This is a genomic window from Bacillus sp. C1 (genome assembly GCF_054570475.1).
Map to the genome: position 1 here is coordinate 311,919 of NZ_JBTMZT010000001.1, position 17,802 is coordinate 329,720.

Genomic DNA, 17,802 nt, shown 5'->3' on the forward strand with positions numbered 1-17,802 from the left:
GAGTCCAACTATGAAACTCATTTTCATAAGACATGGTGAAGGAATACATACCAAAAATATACCTACGAGCTTGCAATTGGAGAACCCAGCTTTGACGAAAGAAGGCGAAAGCCAAGCATTTTTACTGCAAAGCAGCTTACCACTACAAGGAAGTGATGTATTAATCGCAAGCCCCACCCTTCGAACATTACAAACTGCGGCAATATGGAGTTCACAAGTAGTTTGCCGTAAAATAACTCATCCTTATATTGCGCCGCGTATCTTTCCTTATCGAGAAGGATCGAGAACTTTATTATGTGATCAGCTACTAAGTCAACAGATGATTCAAGAATTGTTTCCTAGTTTTTCGCTAGCAGAAAATATAAATAGTAGGTTATGGAGTAGTGGAATCAACACAATCTCAGTAACGGAATTTCAACAGAGGGCCGATGAATTTATCAACTGGTGTTACACCTTACATGCTGAAAGGGTGTACATCGTTTCACACGACGGAACGATTACAGCATATAGGCAGTATGTACAAAAGCAGGAGATATCTAGAGGGGATTTTTTAGAAGAAACCGGTATATATGAAATGAATGTATGAACGGAGGTTTTTAGTTGAATATTGCATTAGTAGTTGGTGATAACTCTGACTTGGAGGCACAATCTCTTCGCTCAACACTTGAGTATTTCGGAGCAAGAGTTATAACATATTGGATTGGTCGACCGCGTGATTTCATGAATGTTTTATCAGGAAAAAGTCTGTATGAAGATATAGATCATATTATTTTTTGCTTTCATGGAGAAGAAGGGGAATTTGTAATGGCGGAATTAGGTGAAGATGTGTATGAAGAAGATGAACCAAGAGGGAATTTTGGTGTAACGGAAATGAAACGATATGCAAAATTACATGATAAATATATTATCACTAGTGGCTGTACTTTAGGTGATCAAAACCTTGCGGAAGCTTTTTTAAATAGCGGTGTAAAAACATACATTGGCTCAAGAGATTATGTGGATGGAAATGCGGCACTTATGTTCACAATTCGCTTATTTTATGGGATTATTAATCATCAACAAACAATAGATGATGCATTTCAAGATGCGAAATTATTAGACGATGAGGCTCTTACATTTGAATTATATAGAGAATAAAACGTATTTATCTGAATATAGGATAAGCACGTTTCACATTTAGCACACACTTTTTTCACAAAAAAATAATGAAAATGATTATCAATTATGATATGATGTTTTCAAGTTTTTTTACAGGTAATAAAAGTAGCTATACAAATGTTAGTTTTTGATGTTTTATGTAATCGTCACAAATTATTCATAATTAATATTTGAAAAATAAGTAACTAATGTTATTATATTACCTGTAACTAAATTAATTACACCTTTAGGAGGAAGAGATGATTATTCAATTTTTAAGAGAAAACAAGGCAGTTTCTTTTGTGTTAGCAGTTATCCGTGTTTACCTTGGATACACGTGGTTAATGGCCGGAATCGGTAAACTACAAGGAAAAGGATTTGACGCGACAGGCTATTTGCAAGGAGCTATTGAAAAGTCAAAAGGAGCACAACCGGCAGTACAGTCTTGGTGGGCATCATTCTTGCAAGATTTTGCAATCCCAAATGTGGATCTATTTAATACGCTTGTAACATGGGGAGAAATTTTAGTTGGAATCGGTTTAATTGTAGGTTGTTTAACAAAAACAGCTGTCTTTTTTGGCCTTGTAATGAACTTTTCTTATATGTTTAGTGGGTCTTTAGGTGTAAATCCGCAAATGGTTATTTTGTCTATGTTTATTCTTGTTTCTAGCATGAATGCAGGAAAACTTGGGATAGATGGCTGGATTGTACCAAAATTAGTAGGATCAAAAATGAAAAAAAGACAGAAGCAAGCTGCTTAATATATGAAACGGGTATCTTAAAGGTGAGATACCCGTTTTTATTATTTTGTTGTTTCGATCGGATTCTTTTCAAAGAATTCTTTTACATAGCTCATAAATTCTCTCGGTTCTTGGCGGAATGGAGCGTGATACCCTTTTTCTATAATATGAAACGTGCTGTTTTTCAAGAACTGATGATAGGATTCGCCCTCTTTCCACGACACACTACTATCATTCCTGCCCCAAATAATTAAAGTTGGTAATTTAATTTCACTAGCATTAATTTTAAGGCGTTTAGGCCACATTTTCATTTGGTTATAATGTTCTGTATCATCGCGTTTAAATTTCACTTTGCTTTCGTCATAATCTGTAATAGAAGAAACAGTCTGTAAATCATTTGATAGCTGTGGCTTCGGTGAAGCGTTTCTATTTGTTAATGATACGGCTCCTGTAGCATCTGTCAAAATGAGATGGGTAACTGCACTTGGATATAAGTATGTTAAATTAAGAGAAATTTCTCCCCCCATAGAGTGACCAAGTATTGCAAATGTATCGTAACCTAATTTTTTCATTAACTTATAGTAAAGGTTGGCGTGGTTCGGGAAAGAATACGGAAAATCCATTGGCTTTGAAGAATGGCCAAATCCTAAAACATCGACGGAGATAATCGTATGATCTTTTGCTAAGTCCGAATAAATATCGCTAAAGCCGTTAGAGGATCCGCCAAATCCATGAAGCATAAGTAATGGTGGTTTCTTGTCACCGATTTGTTTAAAGTAAATGGTTTGTCCATCTATTTCGATCATTTTTTCATCTGTTGTTAGTTTTGTTGCAATTGTATTTTTTACTTGTTTTACGGTTTCTACTGGTTTTTCTGCCGCATTGCACCCCACTAATAATGTAAGAGTAAGACAGCTTACCATATAAATTTGTATTCGTTTCAAGCATTTGACCCCTTTCTAACATAACGCTGCATCCATCATAGCAAATAATTGGTCGCGATTTCCAGGGAGGTGACTTCCATTTTTTATCATAAGTGGTGAAAGAAGTGTTTCCTGAAAATGTTCTTTTTGAAGATAGTTACGAAATGTAAACTGTGAATGTGGAACGTCAATACGGATTGTTCCGTTCCAAGATTTACTGATCAGATCTAATAATTGGATTGCATCTTCTTCTAGTTTAGCAATCATGGGAGTAATGCATAGTACATCTCTTTTTTCGACACATAATGCAAAAGCTTCTATTTTATGATTTCTTTCTAGTTTGAGTGTGAAGGTTGCTCTAGTTAGTAATAAGGAATAAAGATGGGACCGGTAAGCTCCTGTTGTGATTTCGTCAAGTCGAATGAGAGAGTTAAGGTCATGTTGTTCAATTTGCTTTAGATGAGAGAGGTTCCTAGGTGTATTCGTAACAAGTTTTTCAAAGCGATGGATCGTTGTAATTGTTGTAAAGCCGTATGTTTTGTACAAGGGTACACCAGCGTCTGTTGCGATGAGCATAATAGGAAGGGAAGCTGGCGTTTGCTGCATGCAAACATCGAGTAAAGTACGACCAAGTCCTTGTTTTTGAAAATTAGGATGAACGACTAGCATACCGATAGAAGAAAATCCGGATTCGGAAGGGAATACTCCGCCAGTAGCAATCAGTTTTTGGTTATGTGTGTAGCCAAGTAGACTTCCGATTGATAGATACATTTCAAATTGTTTTTGCATAAATGATGTAGGTTGTAACCATCCAACAGCTTCGCAAAGAGAAATGAGCTGTGGAATATTAGATTTATTTAGGTTTTGGATTTGCATATTGAATCACCACATTTTTAATTTAGTAGAAACATTTTATCACGACGAAATAAATAGAGAGAATATGAGTACTGAAAAATTCATGCTGATATCCTTTTGATCAATGTATCAAGGAAGACAAATATATACAAATTATAGCGAAAATTTACATAACTTAACAAAATATTTACACATAACTAACTTTTCCTTAATAGTCTTCCTTTAAATTGGGTATTGGGAACTTAATAACCTATTAGGGGGATATGAAAAGTGAAAAAGTTTATGAAGAAAGCATGGCCATTTGCAGTTGTGACATCGTTAGCACTTACTTCAGTCGTAACGTGGGGCGTGACACGTTCAGATGTAATTAAAGCGGATGGAAAAGCAGGAGATCCAAAGATTAAGAATGTAATTGTTTTAATTGGGGATGGCATGGGGCCTTCGTATATGACTGCTCATCGTTATATGAAAGACAATCCAAAAACATTTGAAATGGAGTCAACAGAATTTGATAAGCATCTTGTAGGGACACAAAAAACATATCCGGAAGATGAACATCAGAATATTACAGATTCTGCATCAGCGGCAACAGCAATGTCGGCAGGTGTGAAAACATATAATGCAGCAATTGCAGTAGATAATGATAAGGCGGAAGTAAAAACAGTGCTTGAACAAGCAAAAGCACAAGGGAAATCAACAGGTTTAGTGGCAACCTCTGAAATTACACATGCAACACCAGCGGCTTTTGGAGCACATGATATTAGTCGTAAAAATATGGATGCAATCGCCAATGATTACTTTGATGAAAAAATTAATGGGAAACATAAGGTAGATGTTCTTCTCGGTGGTGGTGTGAGTAACTTTGTAAGAAAAGATCGTAACCTTACAGAAGAATTTAAGAAGTCTGGTTATAGCTATGTAACAGATCGTGAGCAATTATTGAATGACAAAAGTGACCAAGTTCTTGGCTTATTTGCACCAGGTGGTTTAGATAAAATGATTGATCGTAATGAAAAAACACCTTCATTAGAAGAAATGACAAATGCTGCAATTAATCGTTTAAACAAAAATGATAAAGGTTTCTTCTTAATGGTAGAAGGTAGTCAAATTGATTGGGCTGGACACGATAATGACGTTGTTGGTGCGATGAGTGAAATGGAAGATTTCGAGAAATCATTTAAAGCAGCGATTGAATTTGCAAAGAAAGATAAACATACATTAGTTATCGCGACAGCTGACCATGCTACAGGAGGTTTCTCTCTTGGTTCGAACGGTGAATATAACTTTAATGCAAATGCAATTAAAGCGGCGAAGCGTACACCAGACTTTATGGCAAATGCAATCGCCAAAGGTGCAAATGTAGAAGAAACGTTGAAAAAATACATCGATTTACAATTAACACCAGAAGAAATTAAATCTGTGAATGACATTGCTCCATCCAAAGATGTAACGAAAATTGATAATACGATTGAAGAGATCTTTAATAAACGTTCATTTACAGGTTGGACAACAGGTGGGCATACTGGTGAAGATGTGAACGTATATGCATTCGGACCAGGTAAATATTTATTCTCTGGTGTTCAAGAAAATACAAATTTAGCAAAACGTGTTTTCGATGTTGTTGGTGGCGGTGACCCTAATAAAGGTAGACAATAGTTATAGAGTAAAGCGAGGCATTTCGCCTTGCTTTTTCTTTTTGGGAGGAATAGGGAATGCAAAATGTTAGTAAGAAAATAGGATTTGTTATGATAGCTGGATTATTGCTAATAGGATGCCAATCTAACCAGGAAATGAAGAAAACAGATGTAGAGAAAAAAGAAGCAAAGGTACATATAAAGCCAGAAGAGAAAAAAGAAATCCATCATGTAATCGAGGCATTTGTACAGACGACAAATGAAAAAAACTTCGATCAACATATGGCTTTGTTCTCGGGAAAAATAGTTGGTGCTGAAGACTTACGAACACAAAAGGAGGCTACATTTCAAAGAGAAAATAAGAAGATTGAGTTAAATGATGTGCAGGTGAAAAATTATAAGAGGGACTATGTTGTCGTTGAAACAGAGGAGAAAGAAATAGATGGTGGAAGACCTGTTCAGAAAAAAGTACAGTATGCACTTGGAAAAGAAGACGAACATTGGAAAATTGAAGAAGTTCGGACGATAGGAAAGAAATAAAGAAAGGTTCTCATATGCAGAGAACCTTTCTTATAATGGAAGTAAAATTTGATTTGAACATGCTTCAATATCATCAATATCTTGGCGAATGGTTGCCATTTTATTATCTAGTTCTTCCGCTTTCATGGCAGCATCATGGAGTTCATCTTTTAAATAATCGGGAATATTCCCTTCATATTTATAGTAGAGTTTATGCTCTAAACTTGCCCAAAAATCCATTGCGAGTGTACGCAATTGAATTTCTGCAAACACTTCTTTTGTACCAGAATTTAACGCTAATGGATATTTAATGATCATATGCAAACTTTTATAGCCGTTTTGTTTTGGATTCGCGATGTAGTCTTTTGTTTCTACAATTTCCATATCTTCACGATTTTCAATCACTTGTTTTAAGTGATAAATATCTTCCACAAAGCAACATGTAATCCGGATGCCGATAATATCTTGTAAATGTGTTTGCGCGTTTTCGATCGTAGGTGCTAAATTTTTACGTTCGAGTTTTTTTACAATGCTGTCAGGCTGTTTTAATCTTGTTTTTATATGTTCAAACGGGTTATAGTCCTCAAGAAATTGAGCTTCCCGGTTCATAATTTCGAATTTTGTTTTTAACTCTTCTAAAGCGAATGTATAAGGTAATACAAATGCTTTCCAATAGTTAACGGTTGATTGATTATATTTCATTTCTATACACACCTTTTCAGATTTACAAATCAGGTTGCTTATTTATACTAAATACCAAATCATATAAGCACATGCTGCAAATGATGAGATCATAAAACGGTATTTCGCTTTCATCTTTTTAACTCCTTTCTAATTCGATTTCATATATCAATAAATTGGATTGTTAGTAAATTGATTATGTACAGTTCTAATCATAATAGATTGATGTGAATTTCGTATGAACTAATTGTTTCAGTTTTTTGTCTTTTTAGAATGATTTTAAAAAATACTTATTTGTATTTTAAAATTTCAAGTTTATAAATCGTAATGTTAAAATGAAAATCATTTTATTTTGTTTGTAATCTTTCAAAGATGAACCCTTTTTCTGGATAAATAGTATAATTAACCTATTTGAAGATAGGGAGAAGGTATGATGAATCAAAAGAACGAAGAAAGAAAAAAACAAGTCGCACATATGATTGAAATCCCAAATGAATATCACCTTGTTGTAGATGATCAAAAAACAGTAGCTGATCCATTTCATGTCTTGTTTTGGGAGCATCAAGACGACGAAGAGAAACATATACGGATTTCTTTAAATAGACATACAGGTGAATTAATTGAATTAGATATAGAGGATGAGGGTTACTTTCAAATTCAAGGTGAAGTAATAAATGAAGAAAAAGCGAAAGAAATTGCCCATTTGTTTGTGAAGAAATATATCCCAAATGAATATGCAGATTATACATATAGTTATGTAGAAGATTGGTGTGGCATGTACGCGGTCCATTATGTACAAGAAGTAAATGGTTATCCATTACCGAATACCGGGTGTGTTGTACGGGTGCATCTATCAGGGAATGTTATAGCATTTCAGAATCATTATGGATTGAAAGAAAAACCATTATGGCCAGAAGTAATTGTCAGTCAGGAACGAATCTTGAAAGAATTAAAAGCTAGACAGGATATGAAACTCGCATTTATACAACTGTTTCCTGAGCTATATGAGTATGACAATGGAAAAGAAGCAACTGGATACCATCTTGTCTATGAACCGGAGCCAAATGTAGCCTTTATTGATGCGTGTACAGGGAAGGATTTGTATGGACCTGATCATTATCAATTGCCGTCTACAGTAGCAATATGTGCGGTAAATGATAAACAAGAAAAAGATGTTTTTAGCTTGCTTGCTTTAGAGGAGCGAGGGTTTGTAAAAATATGTGAAGATGAGTGTAATAATGAAATAAGAATGAAGTTTGTTCAAAGAGGAGAGTTGCAAAGTGAACAAGAAGAAAAACATACATATTCAATAGATGATTTTTATAAAAAGCATTTACCTATGTTACGATATGAAAATTTTGTAGTGATCGGAATCGATAAAGTGACGGGTACATTGCTACATTATGTTCAATGGGGTCCCGAGAGAGAAGAGAGGATAATATTATCACGAGAAGAATGTTTAGGGAAAGCGATCCGATTTTTAGAGGGAATTATTCCAAATGCAGCAGCACATCTTCGGCTTTGGGATAATTATGATGAAGAAGATAGCCTTGGGAGATTTTGTTTTTATGTATATATAAACGGCATTCCAGTAGATGGATCATTAATTATGATTAACATAGATACGGAGACGGGAAGTGTTCTCATGTATAACGGGATAGCGCCGAGTGTAATAGAAGAATTACTTACTTATGAAACAACCACAAAGATACGTAAAGAACAAGCGTTAGAAACATATAAAAATGCGCTTCGCGTTGAATTGCAGTGGCATGAAAATCACGATGTAGATCCATCAAGATATGAACTGATTTATAAACAAACAACAATTGGGAGTGGCGAAACGTATCATATTGATTTTTCCATGAGAAAAGAAATTCGTTATATTGATGCGCATACAGGAGAAGTGATTTGGAATAAATAAAACAAGTTTTAAGGAGTTCTTGTAGTTATGCTACAAGAATTTTTTTATACGTTTGCATTCTTAAATAGGTACAGACACAAACAACCCTCCTCCTACATACATATAGTAAAGACCACTATTTTGGCGGAGGTGAAGGGATTGAGTCTATTCGCCGCAGTTGGATACATGATTCGCGAAGTGTTTGTATTTGTTTCGTATGTTAAAAACAATGCATTTCCACAACCGTTGTCATCAGATGATGAAAAAAAGTACTTAGAGTTGATGGAGCAAGGTGATGCTCATGCGAGGAATTTGTTAATTGAACATAATTTACGGCTTGTGGCTCACATTGTTAAAAAATTTGAAAACACAGGTGAAGATGCAGAAGATTTAATTTCTATCGGAACGATTGGGCTCATTAAAGCAATTGAGAGCTATTCAGCAGGGAAAGGGACGAAGCTGGCGACATATGCAGCTCGTTGTATTGAAAATGAAATTTTAATGCATTTGCGAGTACTTAAGAAAACAAAAAAAGACGTTTCCCTTCATGACCCGATTGGACAGGACAAGGAAGGGAATGAAATATCATTGATTGATATTTTGAAATCTGAATCCGAAGATGTAATTGATATGATTCAGCTTAGTATGGAACTAGAAAAGATTAAGGAGTATATTGATGTTTTAGATGAGCGGGAAAAAGAAGTGATTGTAAAACGGTTTGGACTTGGTCTTGATAAGGAAAAGACGCAGCGAGAAATTGCAAAAGCGCTAGGGATTTCAAGAAGTTACGTGTCACGAATTGAGAAGCGAGCCCTGATGAAAATGTTTCATGAATTTGTGCGGGCTGAGAAGGAGAAGAAAGGAAAGTGATAAAAATGTGTGATACGGCTGCAGTGCGAAAGCAGCCGTTTTTTTTTTGATGAAAAGAGAATAAAACAAGAAACTCTAAGAAGAAATATACGTTCACTGTTGAAAATGAAGGATTCTATCTGTAATATTAGAAGGTGCTAATGGATTTAAGGATGAAAACGTACATAGGCTTTCTTTTTTTTGAATCAGCTTCGTTTAGCGTATTTGAACATAAAAACATTTTCAGGAACTTTACGGTATGATATAGAAAGAAAAGACGGGAAAGCTAAACTGAATTGTTACATGAAGACTTATTAGGAGGTTTCGCGGTTTGCGACGTACATTATATCGACTCATGATAGAACTTACAAACGGGCGTTTTACTTCTTATATATTACGTAAATTTGCACAGTCTCGCTTAAGTTCTATTATTATTTCATCGTATGCAAAAGTGTTTCAATTGAAACAGGATGAGATGGAAAAGGATTTAAAGGAATACAAGACATTGCATGAATTATTTACACGTAAGTTGAAAGAAGGAAAACGAGCAATTGATGCAGCGGCATCAAGTATTGTTAGCCCTGTTGATGGGGTATTTGCTGATTATGGCCCTATTGAAGAAACGAAAACCTTTGATATTAAAGGAAAGCACTATTCGATTGTGGATATGCTAGGTAATGAAGAGCGAGCAAAGCGTTATGCCGGCGGGACATATATGGTAATTTATTTAAGTCCAAGTCATTATCATCGTATTCATAGTCCTCTCTCAGGTACTGTGACAGAGCGATTTGTACTTGGAAGAAAATCATATCCAGTAAATGCAGCGGGAATGAAATATGGAAAAGAGCCATTGTCAAAGAATTATCGTTCTGTCACAGAAGTAAGTAGTGAAGGACAACATATGGCGCTTGTAAAAGTAGGAGCTATGTTCGTAAATAGTATTGAGCTTCTTCATGAAAGAAATACTGTTCAAAAAGGTGAAGAGATGGCATACTTTACATTTGGTTCAACAGTCGTTTTACTATTTGAAAAGGGTATGGTTGAAGTTGTTCCCACGTTAATGAGTGGACAAGAACTTCTCCTTGGTGACAAAATTGCAACTCGCTTATCGTAATGAAAGTGGGTAGTGAAATAGGAGGGCACTAAGAAGTTAGATGAGCTTATGTGCTAGGTGAAAGGTTCCTATGGAGGGACGTTTCATTTTATAAAAGAGCCATCTTGAGGATGGCTCTTTTTACAGGTGAAGCAGTAATCTATATGTGCTCAAGACGATTTAATCAGCTTGTCCTCTAATGACCGTCTTATAATTTCTTGTTTTATAAGTAAAATGAAGTCAGGATTTAATTTTAGTTCTTTTGCTTTATAATAAGACTCAGTGAGTAACTCAGTAGATAACTGTTCCATATGTTTCGTCTTCAAGGTGAGTCACCTCCGGTAATAAGGATAGGTTCTTTGTTGCATCTACTGTACCAAAAAAATATGACAGTCACAAACTGCTGATTATCCACATGATACCGTGGATAAAGTGTGTATGAATTGTTAATAATTTCTTAATTAACTGAAAGATTAGTGTGGAAAATGTGTACAATGTTATCCACAAGCTCGCTATCGAAAAATGTTGTCGAAAAATTTTATAAAAAATCCTCAAAGAGGTGAAAGAAATTGAAATTGTTTTTACCAAATGAATACGTAAAAAACGTATATCATGTTCAACCAGAAGATTTAAAGAAACGCGGAATTAAAGGGATTATTACTGACTTAGATAATACTTTAATTGAATGGGACCGCCCGAGTGCAACTCCTCAGCTTGAAGAGTGGTTTTTAAAAATGAAAGAGCAAGGCATTCAAGTAACGGTTGTTTCCAATAATAATGAGCAACGTGTAAAGGATTTTGCAGATCCACTTGGCATCCCTTTTATTCATAGTGCACGTAAACCATTTGTTCGTGCTTTTAAACGTGCAATACAAGAAATGAACTTAATGGCTGATGAGGTAGTAGTAATTGGAGATCAATTGCTAACGGATGTACTAGGTGGAAACCGTGTAGGCCTCCATACGATATTAGTTGTACCAGTAGCGCAAACAGATGGATTAGTAACGCGCTTTAATCGAAAGATTGAACGAAGAATTATGAGAAATATGAAGAAAAAAGGCTTAATTAACTGGGAGGAATAAAGGTTGACTGAAACAATTAAATGTATTGGTTGCGGTGTAGAAATTCAAACAGAAAATAAAAATGAAGTAGGATATGCACCAGCTTCGTCTTTAGAAAAAGAACAAGTGATTTGTCAGCGTTGTTTTCGTTTAAAGAATTATAATGAAATTCAAGATGTTTCTTTAACAGACGATGACTTTTTACGGATTTTAAATGGAATTGGCCAGTCAGATGCACTTGTTGTCAAAATTGTAGATATTTTTGACTTCAACGGTAGTTGGTTACCAGGCTTACATCGTTTTGTAGGAAACAATAAAGTATTACTTGTGGGAAATAAAGCAGATTTAATTCCAAAATCAGTGAAACACGATAAACTAAGACATTGGATGCGCCATAGTGCAAAGCAGCTTGGTTTAAAACCAGAAGATGTCTTTTTAATTAGTGCAGCAAAAGGACAAGGTATTCATGAACTTGCTGAGGCAATTGAAGAGTATCGTGGTGGTAAAGATGTATATATTGTCGGATGTACGAACGTTGGTAAATCTACATTTATTAATCGCATGATTAAGGAATTTAGTGAAGAAACCGAGAATGTGATTACAACTTCTCATTTTCCAGGAACAACGCTTGATTTAATTGATATTCCATTAGATGAAACATCATCTTTATATGATACACCAGGTATTATTAATCACCACCAAATGGCACATTATGTTGGAAAGCAAAGTTTAAAGCTGATTACACCTACGAAAGAGATTAAGCCGATGGTATTCCAATTAAATGAAGAACAAACGTTATTCTTTGGTGGATTAGCACGTTTTGATTATGTGAGTGGTGGTCGTCGAGCGTTTACTTGCCATTTCTCAAATCGTTTAACAATTCATCGTACAAAGCTTGAAAAAGCGGATGAATTGTATGAAAAGCATGCGGGGGAATTATTGAATCCACCAACTCCAGAAGAACTAGAAAATATGCCTGAATTTGTGAAATATGAATTTAATATTCGGGAACCAAAAACAGATGTTGTATTCTCTGGTTTAGGATGGGTTACTGTAAATGATCCAGGTGCAAAGATTGTGGCTCATGTACCAAAAGGAGTTAGTGTTTCATTACGTAAATCTTTAATTTAATATGGAGAGGGATTTATGAAACAATTATATGGTGTAATCGGAAATCCAATTGGACATTCCTTATCGCCTTCTATGCATAATGATGCATTCAAAAACTTAAGTATAGATGCTCATTATCATGCTTTCCTTGTGGAAGAAGAGACGCTGGGAGAAGCGGTGAAAGGGTTAAAGGTATTAGGAGTTTCGGGATTTAATGTAACGACTCCGCACAAAGTTTCCATTATGAAATACTTAGATGACATTGACCCGTTAGCGATGCAAATTGGCGCTGTAAATACGGTAGTTCATAGAGATGGGAAATTAATTGGTTATAATACAGATGGAATTGGTTATGTTCGTTCTTTGCAGTCGATTAGTAAAGAGCCGCTTGATGAAAAGCGTATTTTATTACTTGGTGCGGGTGGGGCTTGTCGCGCCATTTATTTCTCACTTGCTAATGTAGGTGTAAAAGAAATAGATATTGCCAATCGAACAGTGGAAAAAGCAACTGAGCTTATCGCTGGATGTCAAGAGAAGATTACATCGCATGCTCTGTCATTAGGGCAAGCAACGGAAGAACAAGGGAATTATGATATTATCATTCATACAACGACGATAGGAATGCATCCACATGTCCAAAATACCCCTTTGCAAATTCAAAATTTGAAACAAGGAACGATTGTTTCGGATATTATTTATAACCCTTTTGAGACAAAGCTTCTGCAAGAGGCGAAAGCCCAAGGGGCAATTGTGCAAAACGGAATTGATATGTTTGTTTATCAAGGTGCGCTTGCATTTGAAATGTGGACGGGACATATGCCAAATATCGAGAGAATGAAACAATTAGTAATGAGAAAGCTTGGAGGCTAACAACATGTTAACAGGAAAACAAAAAAGATTTTTACGTGCAAAAGCACATCACTTAACACCGATTTTTCAAGTTGGAAAAGGCGGCGTAAATGAAAATATGGTAAAACAAATTGCGGATGCATTAGAAGCTCGTGAGTTATTTAAAGTGAGCGTGCTACAAAATTGTGAATTCGATCGACGTGAAGTTGCAGAAGAACTGGCTAAAGGTGCGAGAGCAGAAATTGTTCAAGTAATTGGAAGCACAATTGTTTTATATAAAGAATCAAGAGAAAATAAACAAATCAAACTTCCATAAGAACAACTTTACTTTGCTTAGGGTGTAAATCGTTTTTTAGTCTATGCCAGCTATATTTTGGGGTTGTTCTTGCTAATAGCGGTTAGATCAATTGAGTTTTTACGGGTAGTAATCTTTCCGCATATTGCTTTGGAAAGGTTACTGCTTGTAAACTAAAGGAGGCGTTTCATTTGAAAAAGATCGGAATCATTGGTGGCACGTTTGATCCGCCTCATTATGGACATTTGTTGATTGCAAATGAGGTGTATGATGCACTTGGGCTCGATGAAGTATGGTTTTTGCCGAATCAAATTCCACCTCATAAACAAGATCGCAATATTGCAAGTGTGGAAAGTCGTTTGAACATGTTAGAGCTAGCAATTGGACAAGAGGAGTATTTCTCGATTTGTTTAGAAGAGCTAACAAGAGAGGGCCCGTCTTATACATATGATACTATGTTACAATTAACAAAGAAGTATCCGGAAGCACAGTTCTATTTTATTATTGGTGGAGATATGGTGGAGTATTTACCGAAATGGTATAACATCGATAAATTACTTCAGCTTGTAACATTTGTTGGGGTTGCAAGGCCGGGCTATACATTACATACGTCTTATGAAATCGTCACAGTAGAGATTCCGGAATTCGCTGTTTCCTCTTCCTTATTACGAAAGAGATACAAGGAGAAGAAAACGTGCAAATATTTGCTTCCAGAACAAGTACACGTATATATCGAGAGGAATGGGCTGTATGAATCGTGAGAAAGCACTTGAGATTGTAAAGCAACAAATGCATGAAAAACGTTATATACATACAATTGGTGTAATGGAAACGGCAATTGAACTAGCTAAGTTATATGGCGTAGATGAGAAAAAAGCAGAAATGGCTGCTATATTTCATGATTATGCAAAATGTAGACCGATTCAAGAAATGGAAGACATTATTAAGCGGGAAAAATTGCCGAAAGATTTACTTTACTACAACAAAGAGTTATGGCATGCACCAGTCGGGGCATACTTAGTAGAGAAAGAAGTCGGCATTACGGACACAGAAATTCTGCAAGCTATTACATATCATACAAGCGGTCATGAAGAGATGACAATGCTTGATAAAGTTATATATGTAGCGGATTATATTGAACCTGGCCGCAAATTTCCAGGTGTGGAAGAGGCAAGGGAATTAGCACGGAAAGATATAAATAAAGCTTTACTATTCGCATTAAAACGTACGATTCAATTTTTAATGGAAAAGGATCAAACGATCTATCCATTAACATTTCAAACATATAACGCAGTTTTAAAGGAGGAAATTACTGAATGAAAGATAGAGAGTTATTAGTATTAGCAGCAAAAGCAGCTGATGATAAGAGAGCAGAAGATATGGTTGTACTAAACATGCAAGGTATTTCGCCGATTGCAGATTATTTTATTATTTGTCACGGGAATTCTGATAAACAAGTACAAGCAATTGCACGTGAAATTAAAGCGAAGGCACATGAATGCCAAATCGACGTACAACGTATGGAAGGCTTTGATGAAGCGCGTTGGGTTTTAGTAGACCTTGGCGATGTAGTTGCACATGTATTCCATAAAGATGAGCGTGATCATTATAATTTAGAGCGCCTATGGGGCGATGTTCCACGTGAAGATATTGAAGAAGAGTTAAACTAATGAGATATGAACAATTTGCGTTGTTGTATGACGAACTCATGAATGATGTCCCGTATGATAAATGGGTAGAATTCACAGAGGAAAGCTTGCAGCAGGCAGGTATGAAAGAGGCAAAGATTCTTGATGTAGCATGTGGGACGGGGAATGTAACGCTTCCACTTGTCCGCAAAGGCTATGACGTGATCGGTGTCGATCTTTCAGAAGAAATGCTAACCGTTGCTCAGCAAAAACTTGGCGGAGAAGGGCATTTTATTCCTTTTTATCAACAAGATATGAGAGAACTGGATGTTCCTGGTGAATTTGATTGCGTAACCATCTTTTGTGATTCATTGAATTATGTACTAGAAGAAGAGGGGATACAAGAGACATTTAGACGAGTGTATCATCACTTGCGTCAAGATGGTCTGTTTTTATTTGATGTACACTCTTTGTATAAAATTTATCATGTGTTTCAAAATGAAACGTACACAGTTAATGGGGAAGAGATAGCTCTCATTTGGAACTGCTTCCTAAGTGAAGAATTAGATAGTGTAGAACATGATTTGTCATTCTTTGTACAAGATAAAGAGGCCGGTGTATATCATCGCTTTGATGAAACTCATATGCAACGTGCTTATTCGGTTGAATTGTTAACAAAATGGCTTGAAGAAGCTGGGTTCACAGTGCTTCGTGTAACGGGTGATTTTGAACGACTAGAAGTAACCGAACAAACGGAACGTATCTTTTTTATGGCAAAAAAGAATGGATAAAAACAAAAGCAACCAATTCGGTTGCTTTTGTTTTAGTTAAAAGAGGATATTTCTTTATAGAAAAGTAGAAAAGTAATGTATAGAAATTATAAAAATAAAGGTGTGATAAAAAATAGAATGAGAAAAAGATAAGAGTTTTTTAGAGGTTTTTGTATCATTGTGGCGTATTATTTACGTGTGCTTATTAAATTGTTGTTCGGCGTCTTCTAAATCTTCATCATATTTTTCATGTGTTCGCTCAAATAATTTATGGAACATATCTCCTACGTGATCCTCTAAAATCCGAATGCCTTCTCCTGTAACACCGCCTTTGACGCATACTTTCTCTTGTAAGGTTGGTAATGTGAACATTTCTTTTTCTAGTAATTTCCCCATCCCGATAATCATTTCACTTGCTAAAGTAGTTGCTTCTTCTTGTGTAATATTTGTTTTATCTACAGCGGCATCAATGAAACATTGCAGTAAATAGCTGAAAAATGCAGGTCCGCAGCTTGCAATGTCAGATGAAACGCGTGTAATATCTTCTTCGATTACGATAGGGGTAGAAATATTCTTAAACAAACGAAGAAGCTTTTGCTTCCATTCCCCCGAACAGTTTTTCCCAAATGTAAATAGCGAAGCGCCAGAGGATGCTCGGTTTGTGATACTCGGAATAATACGTGCGACGTTACAAGCTACAACCTTTTCTAATTGATCTGCTGATATGGGGCTCGTAATAGAAACTAAACATTTTTCATCCGTAAAGTGGTCAATATGCTTTTTTAAAATTGGATAAATATCTAAAGGTTTAACACAAATAAAAATAAGCTGAGAGCGTCCAATCACCTCTTGTACGGTCTTTGCTATATGAACAGAAGGATACTTCTCTTTTATATGATATGCTTTGGCAGGCGTACGATTAATGATAGTAAGGCACGAAGGTTTGACAGCACGGGTTTCTAAAAAGGCATCAATCAGTATATTCCCCATGTTTCCTGTCCCTATAATTCCTATATTCAATGTTTCATCCCTCCTTCGTAACATCTTTCTCCTAAACAATATGAATCATGTTGTGAATTTATGAATTGGAGGTATTAAAATTATGCAGAACTTTCAAAAGAAGTGGATCGCTTTATTAGGAGCCGTTGGTGTTATATGTATCCTTTTTATATGGCAGACGAAGCAGCAAACTATGCAATCGCCTGTGGAAATTGATACGAATATAAAAAATGAAGAGCAAAAAGGTAAATTGAAAGTGGCAGATTCAAAAGAACAAAACAAAATAATTATGATTGATATAAAAGGAGCGGTGCATCGCGAGGGGGTATATGAGGTAGAGAGGGATGCACGTGTAAAAGATGGGATTGAAAAAGCAGGTGGTTTTTTACCTGAAGCGGATCGTACAAAAGTAAACTTAGCGCAGCGTATGCAAGATCAAATGCTAATCTATGTCCCGAAAAAAGGAGAGCAGGTGCAGGGAGCAAATGTACCTTCAGGGCAAGAGGAAAAAATTCACATTAATGTTGCATCAAAAGAGCAACTTGAAAAAATAACCGGAATTGGACCCCGAAAAGCAGAAAGTATTATGAAATACCGGGAGGAACATGGTCCGTTTCAAAAAATAGAAGATTTATTGGAGGTAGATGGTATTGGAGAAAAGTCGCTTGAAAAGATAAAAGATAAAATAATTATTCCGTAAGGATTGACGAACTTTTTCTTCTTTCGCTACACTACAAGTAGATGAAAAAGTAGGTGAAC

22 protein-coding genes are annotated in these 17,802 nt (G+C 35.7%); 17 read left to right on the forward strand and 5 right to left on the reverse strand.

Translation table 11 applies throughout. The features are described 5' to 3' along the window. The first annotated feature begins 10 nt into the window (after positions 1-10). The 3 genes from ACX5JI_RS01600 (at position 11) to ACX5JI_RS01610 (ending at position 1,898) form a co-directional block, all read left to right on the forward strand. Entirely contained in the window at positions 11-586 is a 576-nt protein-coding gene (locus ACX5JI_RS01600) for a histidine phosphatase family protein (protein ID WP_459499358.1), read from the forward strand. Positions 587-600: 14 nt separating this feature from the next. Continuing rightward, positions 601-1,137 carry a delta-aminolevulinic acid dehydratase gene (locus tag ACX5JI_RS01605; protein WP_459499359.1) on the forward strand — a complete coding sequence of 179 codons (537 nt, stop codon included), beginning with the start codon at positions 601-603 and terminating at the stop codon, positions 1,135-1,137. Between the two features lie 260 nt (positions 1,138-1,397). Beyond that, a complete protein-coding gene (locus ACX5JI_RS01610) occupies positions 1,398-1,898 on the forward strand; it encodes a DoxX family protein (RefSeq protein WP_459499360.1) in 501 nt (166 codons plus the stop codon). A gap of 41 nt (positions 1,899-1,939) precedes the next feature. Here the strand turns inward: ACX5JI_RS01610 and ACX5JI_RS01615 are convergent, their stop codons facing one another. Beyond that, positions 1,940-2,800 (reverse strand): alpha/beta fold hydrolase, encoded by an 861-nt coding sequence (locus ACX5JI_RS01615; protein WP_459500252.1) that lies wholly within the window; start codon positions 2,798-2,800, stop codon positions 1,940-1,942. 36 nt (positions 2,801-2,836) lie between these two features. Continuing rightward, positions 2,837-3,676: a GNAT family N-acetyltransferase gene (locus tag ACX5JI_RS01620; RefSeq protein WP_459499361.1), complete on the reverse strand. Its 840-nt coding sequence runs from the start codon at positions 3,674-3,676 to the stop codon at positions 2,837-2,839. A gap of 249 nt (positions 3,677-3,925) precedes the next feature. Here ACX5JI_RS01620 and ACX5JI_RS01625 point away from each other — a divergent pair, with 249 nt between their 5' ends. After that, complete coding sequence (locus ACX5JI_RS01625) at positions 3,926-5,311, forward strand: alkaline phosphatase (protein WP_459499362.1); 1,386 nt, start codon at positions 3,926-3,928, stop codon at positions 5,309-5,311. 56 nt (positions 5,312-5,367) lie between these two features. Further along, the gene (locus ACX5JI_RS01630) at positions 5,368-5,829 is read left to right on the forward strand and encodes a Cif family virulence factor (RefSeq protein WP_459499363.1); all 462 of its coding nucleotides are present in this window, start codon (positions 5,368-5,370) and stop codon (positions 5,827-5,829) included. Positions 5,830-5,859: 30 nt separating this feature from the next. Here ACX5JI_RS01630 and ACX5JI_RS01635 read toward each other — a convergent pair whose 3' ends face one another. Then, positions 5,860-6,510, reverse strand: a complete 651-nt coding sequence (locus tag ACX5JI_RS01635) for a GTP pyrophosphokinase (RefSeq protein ID WP_459499364.1) — start codon at positions 6,508-6,510, stop codon at positions 5,860-5,862. A 409-nt stretch (positions 6,511-6,919) separates the two neighbouring features. On the opposite strand from ACX5JI_RS01635, the gene ACX5JI_RS01640 reads away from it, so the two are divergent. The 3 genes from ACX5JI_RS01640 (at position 6,920) to ACX5JI_RS01650 (ending at position 10,352) form a co-directional block, all read left to right on the forward strand. After that, positions 6,920-8,410, forward strand: coding sequence for a YcdB/YcdC domain-containing protein (locus tag ACX5JI_RS01640; protein WP_459499365.1), 1,491 nt, complete (start codon positions 6,920-6,922; stop codon positions 8,408-8,410). A 138-nt stretch (positions 8,411-8,548) separates the two neighbouring features. After that, a complete protein-coding gene (gene sigK / locus ACX5JI_RS01645) occupies positions 8,549-9,259 on the forward strand; it encodes an RNA polymerase sporulation sigma factor SigK (RefSeq protein WP_459499366.1) in 711 nt (236 codons plus the stop codon). 310 nt (positions 9,260-9,569) lie between these two features. After that, positions 9,570-10,352 carry a phosphatidylserine decarboxylase gene (locus ACX5JI_RS01650; RefSeq protein ID WP_459499367.1) on the forward strand — a complete coding sequence of 261 codons (783 nt, stop codon included), beginning with the start codon at positions 9,570-9,572 and terminating at the stop codon, positions 10,350-10,352. 149 nt (positions 10,353-10,501) lie between these two features. On the opposite strand, the gene ACX5JI_RS01655 is transcribed toward ACX5JI_RS01650, so the two are convergent. Next, positions 10,502-10,657: a sporulation histidine kinase inhibitor Sda gene (locus ACX5JI_RS01655; protein ID WP_459499368.1), complete on the reverse strand. Its 156-nt coding sequence runs from the start codon at positions 10,655-10,657 to the stop codon at positions 10,502-10,504. 243 nt (positions 10,658-10,900) lie between these two features. On the opposite strand from ACX5JI_RS01655, the gene ACX5JI_RS01660 reads away from it, so the two are divergent. The 8 genes from ACX5JI_RS01660 to ACX5JI_RS01695 all read left to right on the forward strand — a co-directional run bounded on the left by ACX5JI_RS01660 (position 10,901) and on the right by ACX5JI_RS01695 (position 16,065). After that, entirely contained in the window at positions 10,901-11,413 is a 513-nt protein-coding gene (locus ACX5JI_RS01660; protein WP_459499369.1) for a YqeG family HAD IIIA-type phosphatase, read from the forward strand. 3 nt (positions 11,414-11,416) lie between these two features. Then, entirely contained in the window at positions 11,417-12,523 is a 1,107-nt protein-coding gene (gene yqeH / locus ACX5JI_RS01665) for a ribosome biogenesis GTPase YqeH (protein ID WP_459499370.1), read from the forward strand. Between the two features lie 15 nt (positions 12,524-12,538). Continuing rightward, positions 12,539-13,372 carry a shikimate dehydrogenase gene (gene aroE, locus ACX5JI_RS01670; protein ID WP_459499371.1) on the forward strand — a complete coding sequence of 278 codons (834 nt, stop codon included), beginning with the start codon at positions 12,539-12,541 and terminating at the stop codon, positions 13,370-13,372. Positions 13,373-13,376: 4 nt separating this feature from the next. Continuing rightward, on the forward strand, positions 13,377-13,667 hold the full coding sequence (yhbY, locus tag ACX5JI_RS01675; protein WP_017150751.1) for a ribosome assembly RNA-binding protein YhbY: 291 nt from the start codon (positions 13,377-13,379) through the stop codon (positions 13,665-13,667). A 170-nt stretch (positions 13,668-13,837) separates the two neighbouring features. Next, positions 13,838-14,407: a nicotinate-nucleotide adenylyltransferase gene (locus tag ACX5JI_RS01680; RefSeq protein ID WP_459499372.1), complete on the forward strand. Its 570-nt coding sequence runs from the start codon at positions 13,838-13,840 to the stop codon at positions 14,405-14,407. Then, complete coding sequence (gene yqeK, locus ACX5JI_RS01685) at positions 14,397-14,966, forward strand: bis(5'-nucleosyl)-tetraphosphatase (symmetrical) YqeK (protein ID WP_459499373.1); 570 nt, start codon at positions 14,397-14,399, stop codon at positions 14,964-14,966. Before ACX5JI_RS01680 ends, yqeK begins: the two co-directional genes overlap by 11 nt. Next, positions 14,963-15,316 (forward strand): ribosome silencing factor, encoded by a 354-nt coding sequence (gene rsfS, locus ACX5JI_RS01690; RefSeq protein ID WP_459499374.1) that lies wholly within the window; start codon positions 14,963-14,965, stop codon positions 15,314-15,316. The genes yqeK and rsfS overlap by 4 nt, the downstream gene beginning before the upstream one ends. Then, positions 15,316-16,065, forward strand: coding sequence for a class I SAM-dependent DNA methyltransferase (locus tag ACX5JI_RS01695; protein WP_459499375.1), 750 nt, complete (start codon positions 15,316-15,318; stop codon positions 16,063-16,065). The genes rsfS and ACX5JI_RS01695 overlap by 1 nt, the downstream gene beginning before the upstream one ends. Before the next feature lie 171 nt (positions 16,066-16,236). On the opposite strand, the gene comER is transcribed toward ACX5JI_RS01695, so the two are convergent. After that, entirely contained in the window at positions 16,237-17,064 is an 828-nt protein-coding gene (gene comER / locus ACX5JI_RS01700; protein WP_459499376.1) for a late competence protein ComER, read from the reverse strand. 79 nt (positions 17,065-17,143) lie between these two features. Between comER and ACX5JI_RS01705 the strand changes: the two genes are divergently transcribed. Continuing rightward, entirely contained in the window at positions 17,144-17,743 is a 600-nt protein-coding gene (locus ACX5JI_RS01705; RefSeq protein WP_459500253.1) for a helix-hairpin-helix domain-containing protein, read from the forward strand. The last annotated feature ends 59 nt before the right edge of the window (positions 17,744-17,802 follow it).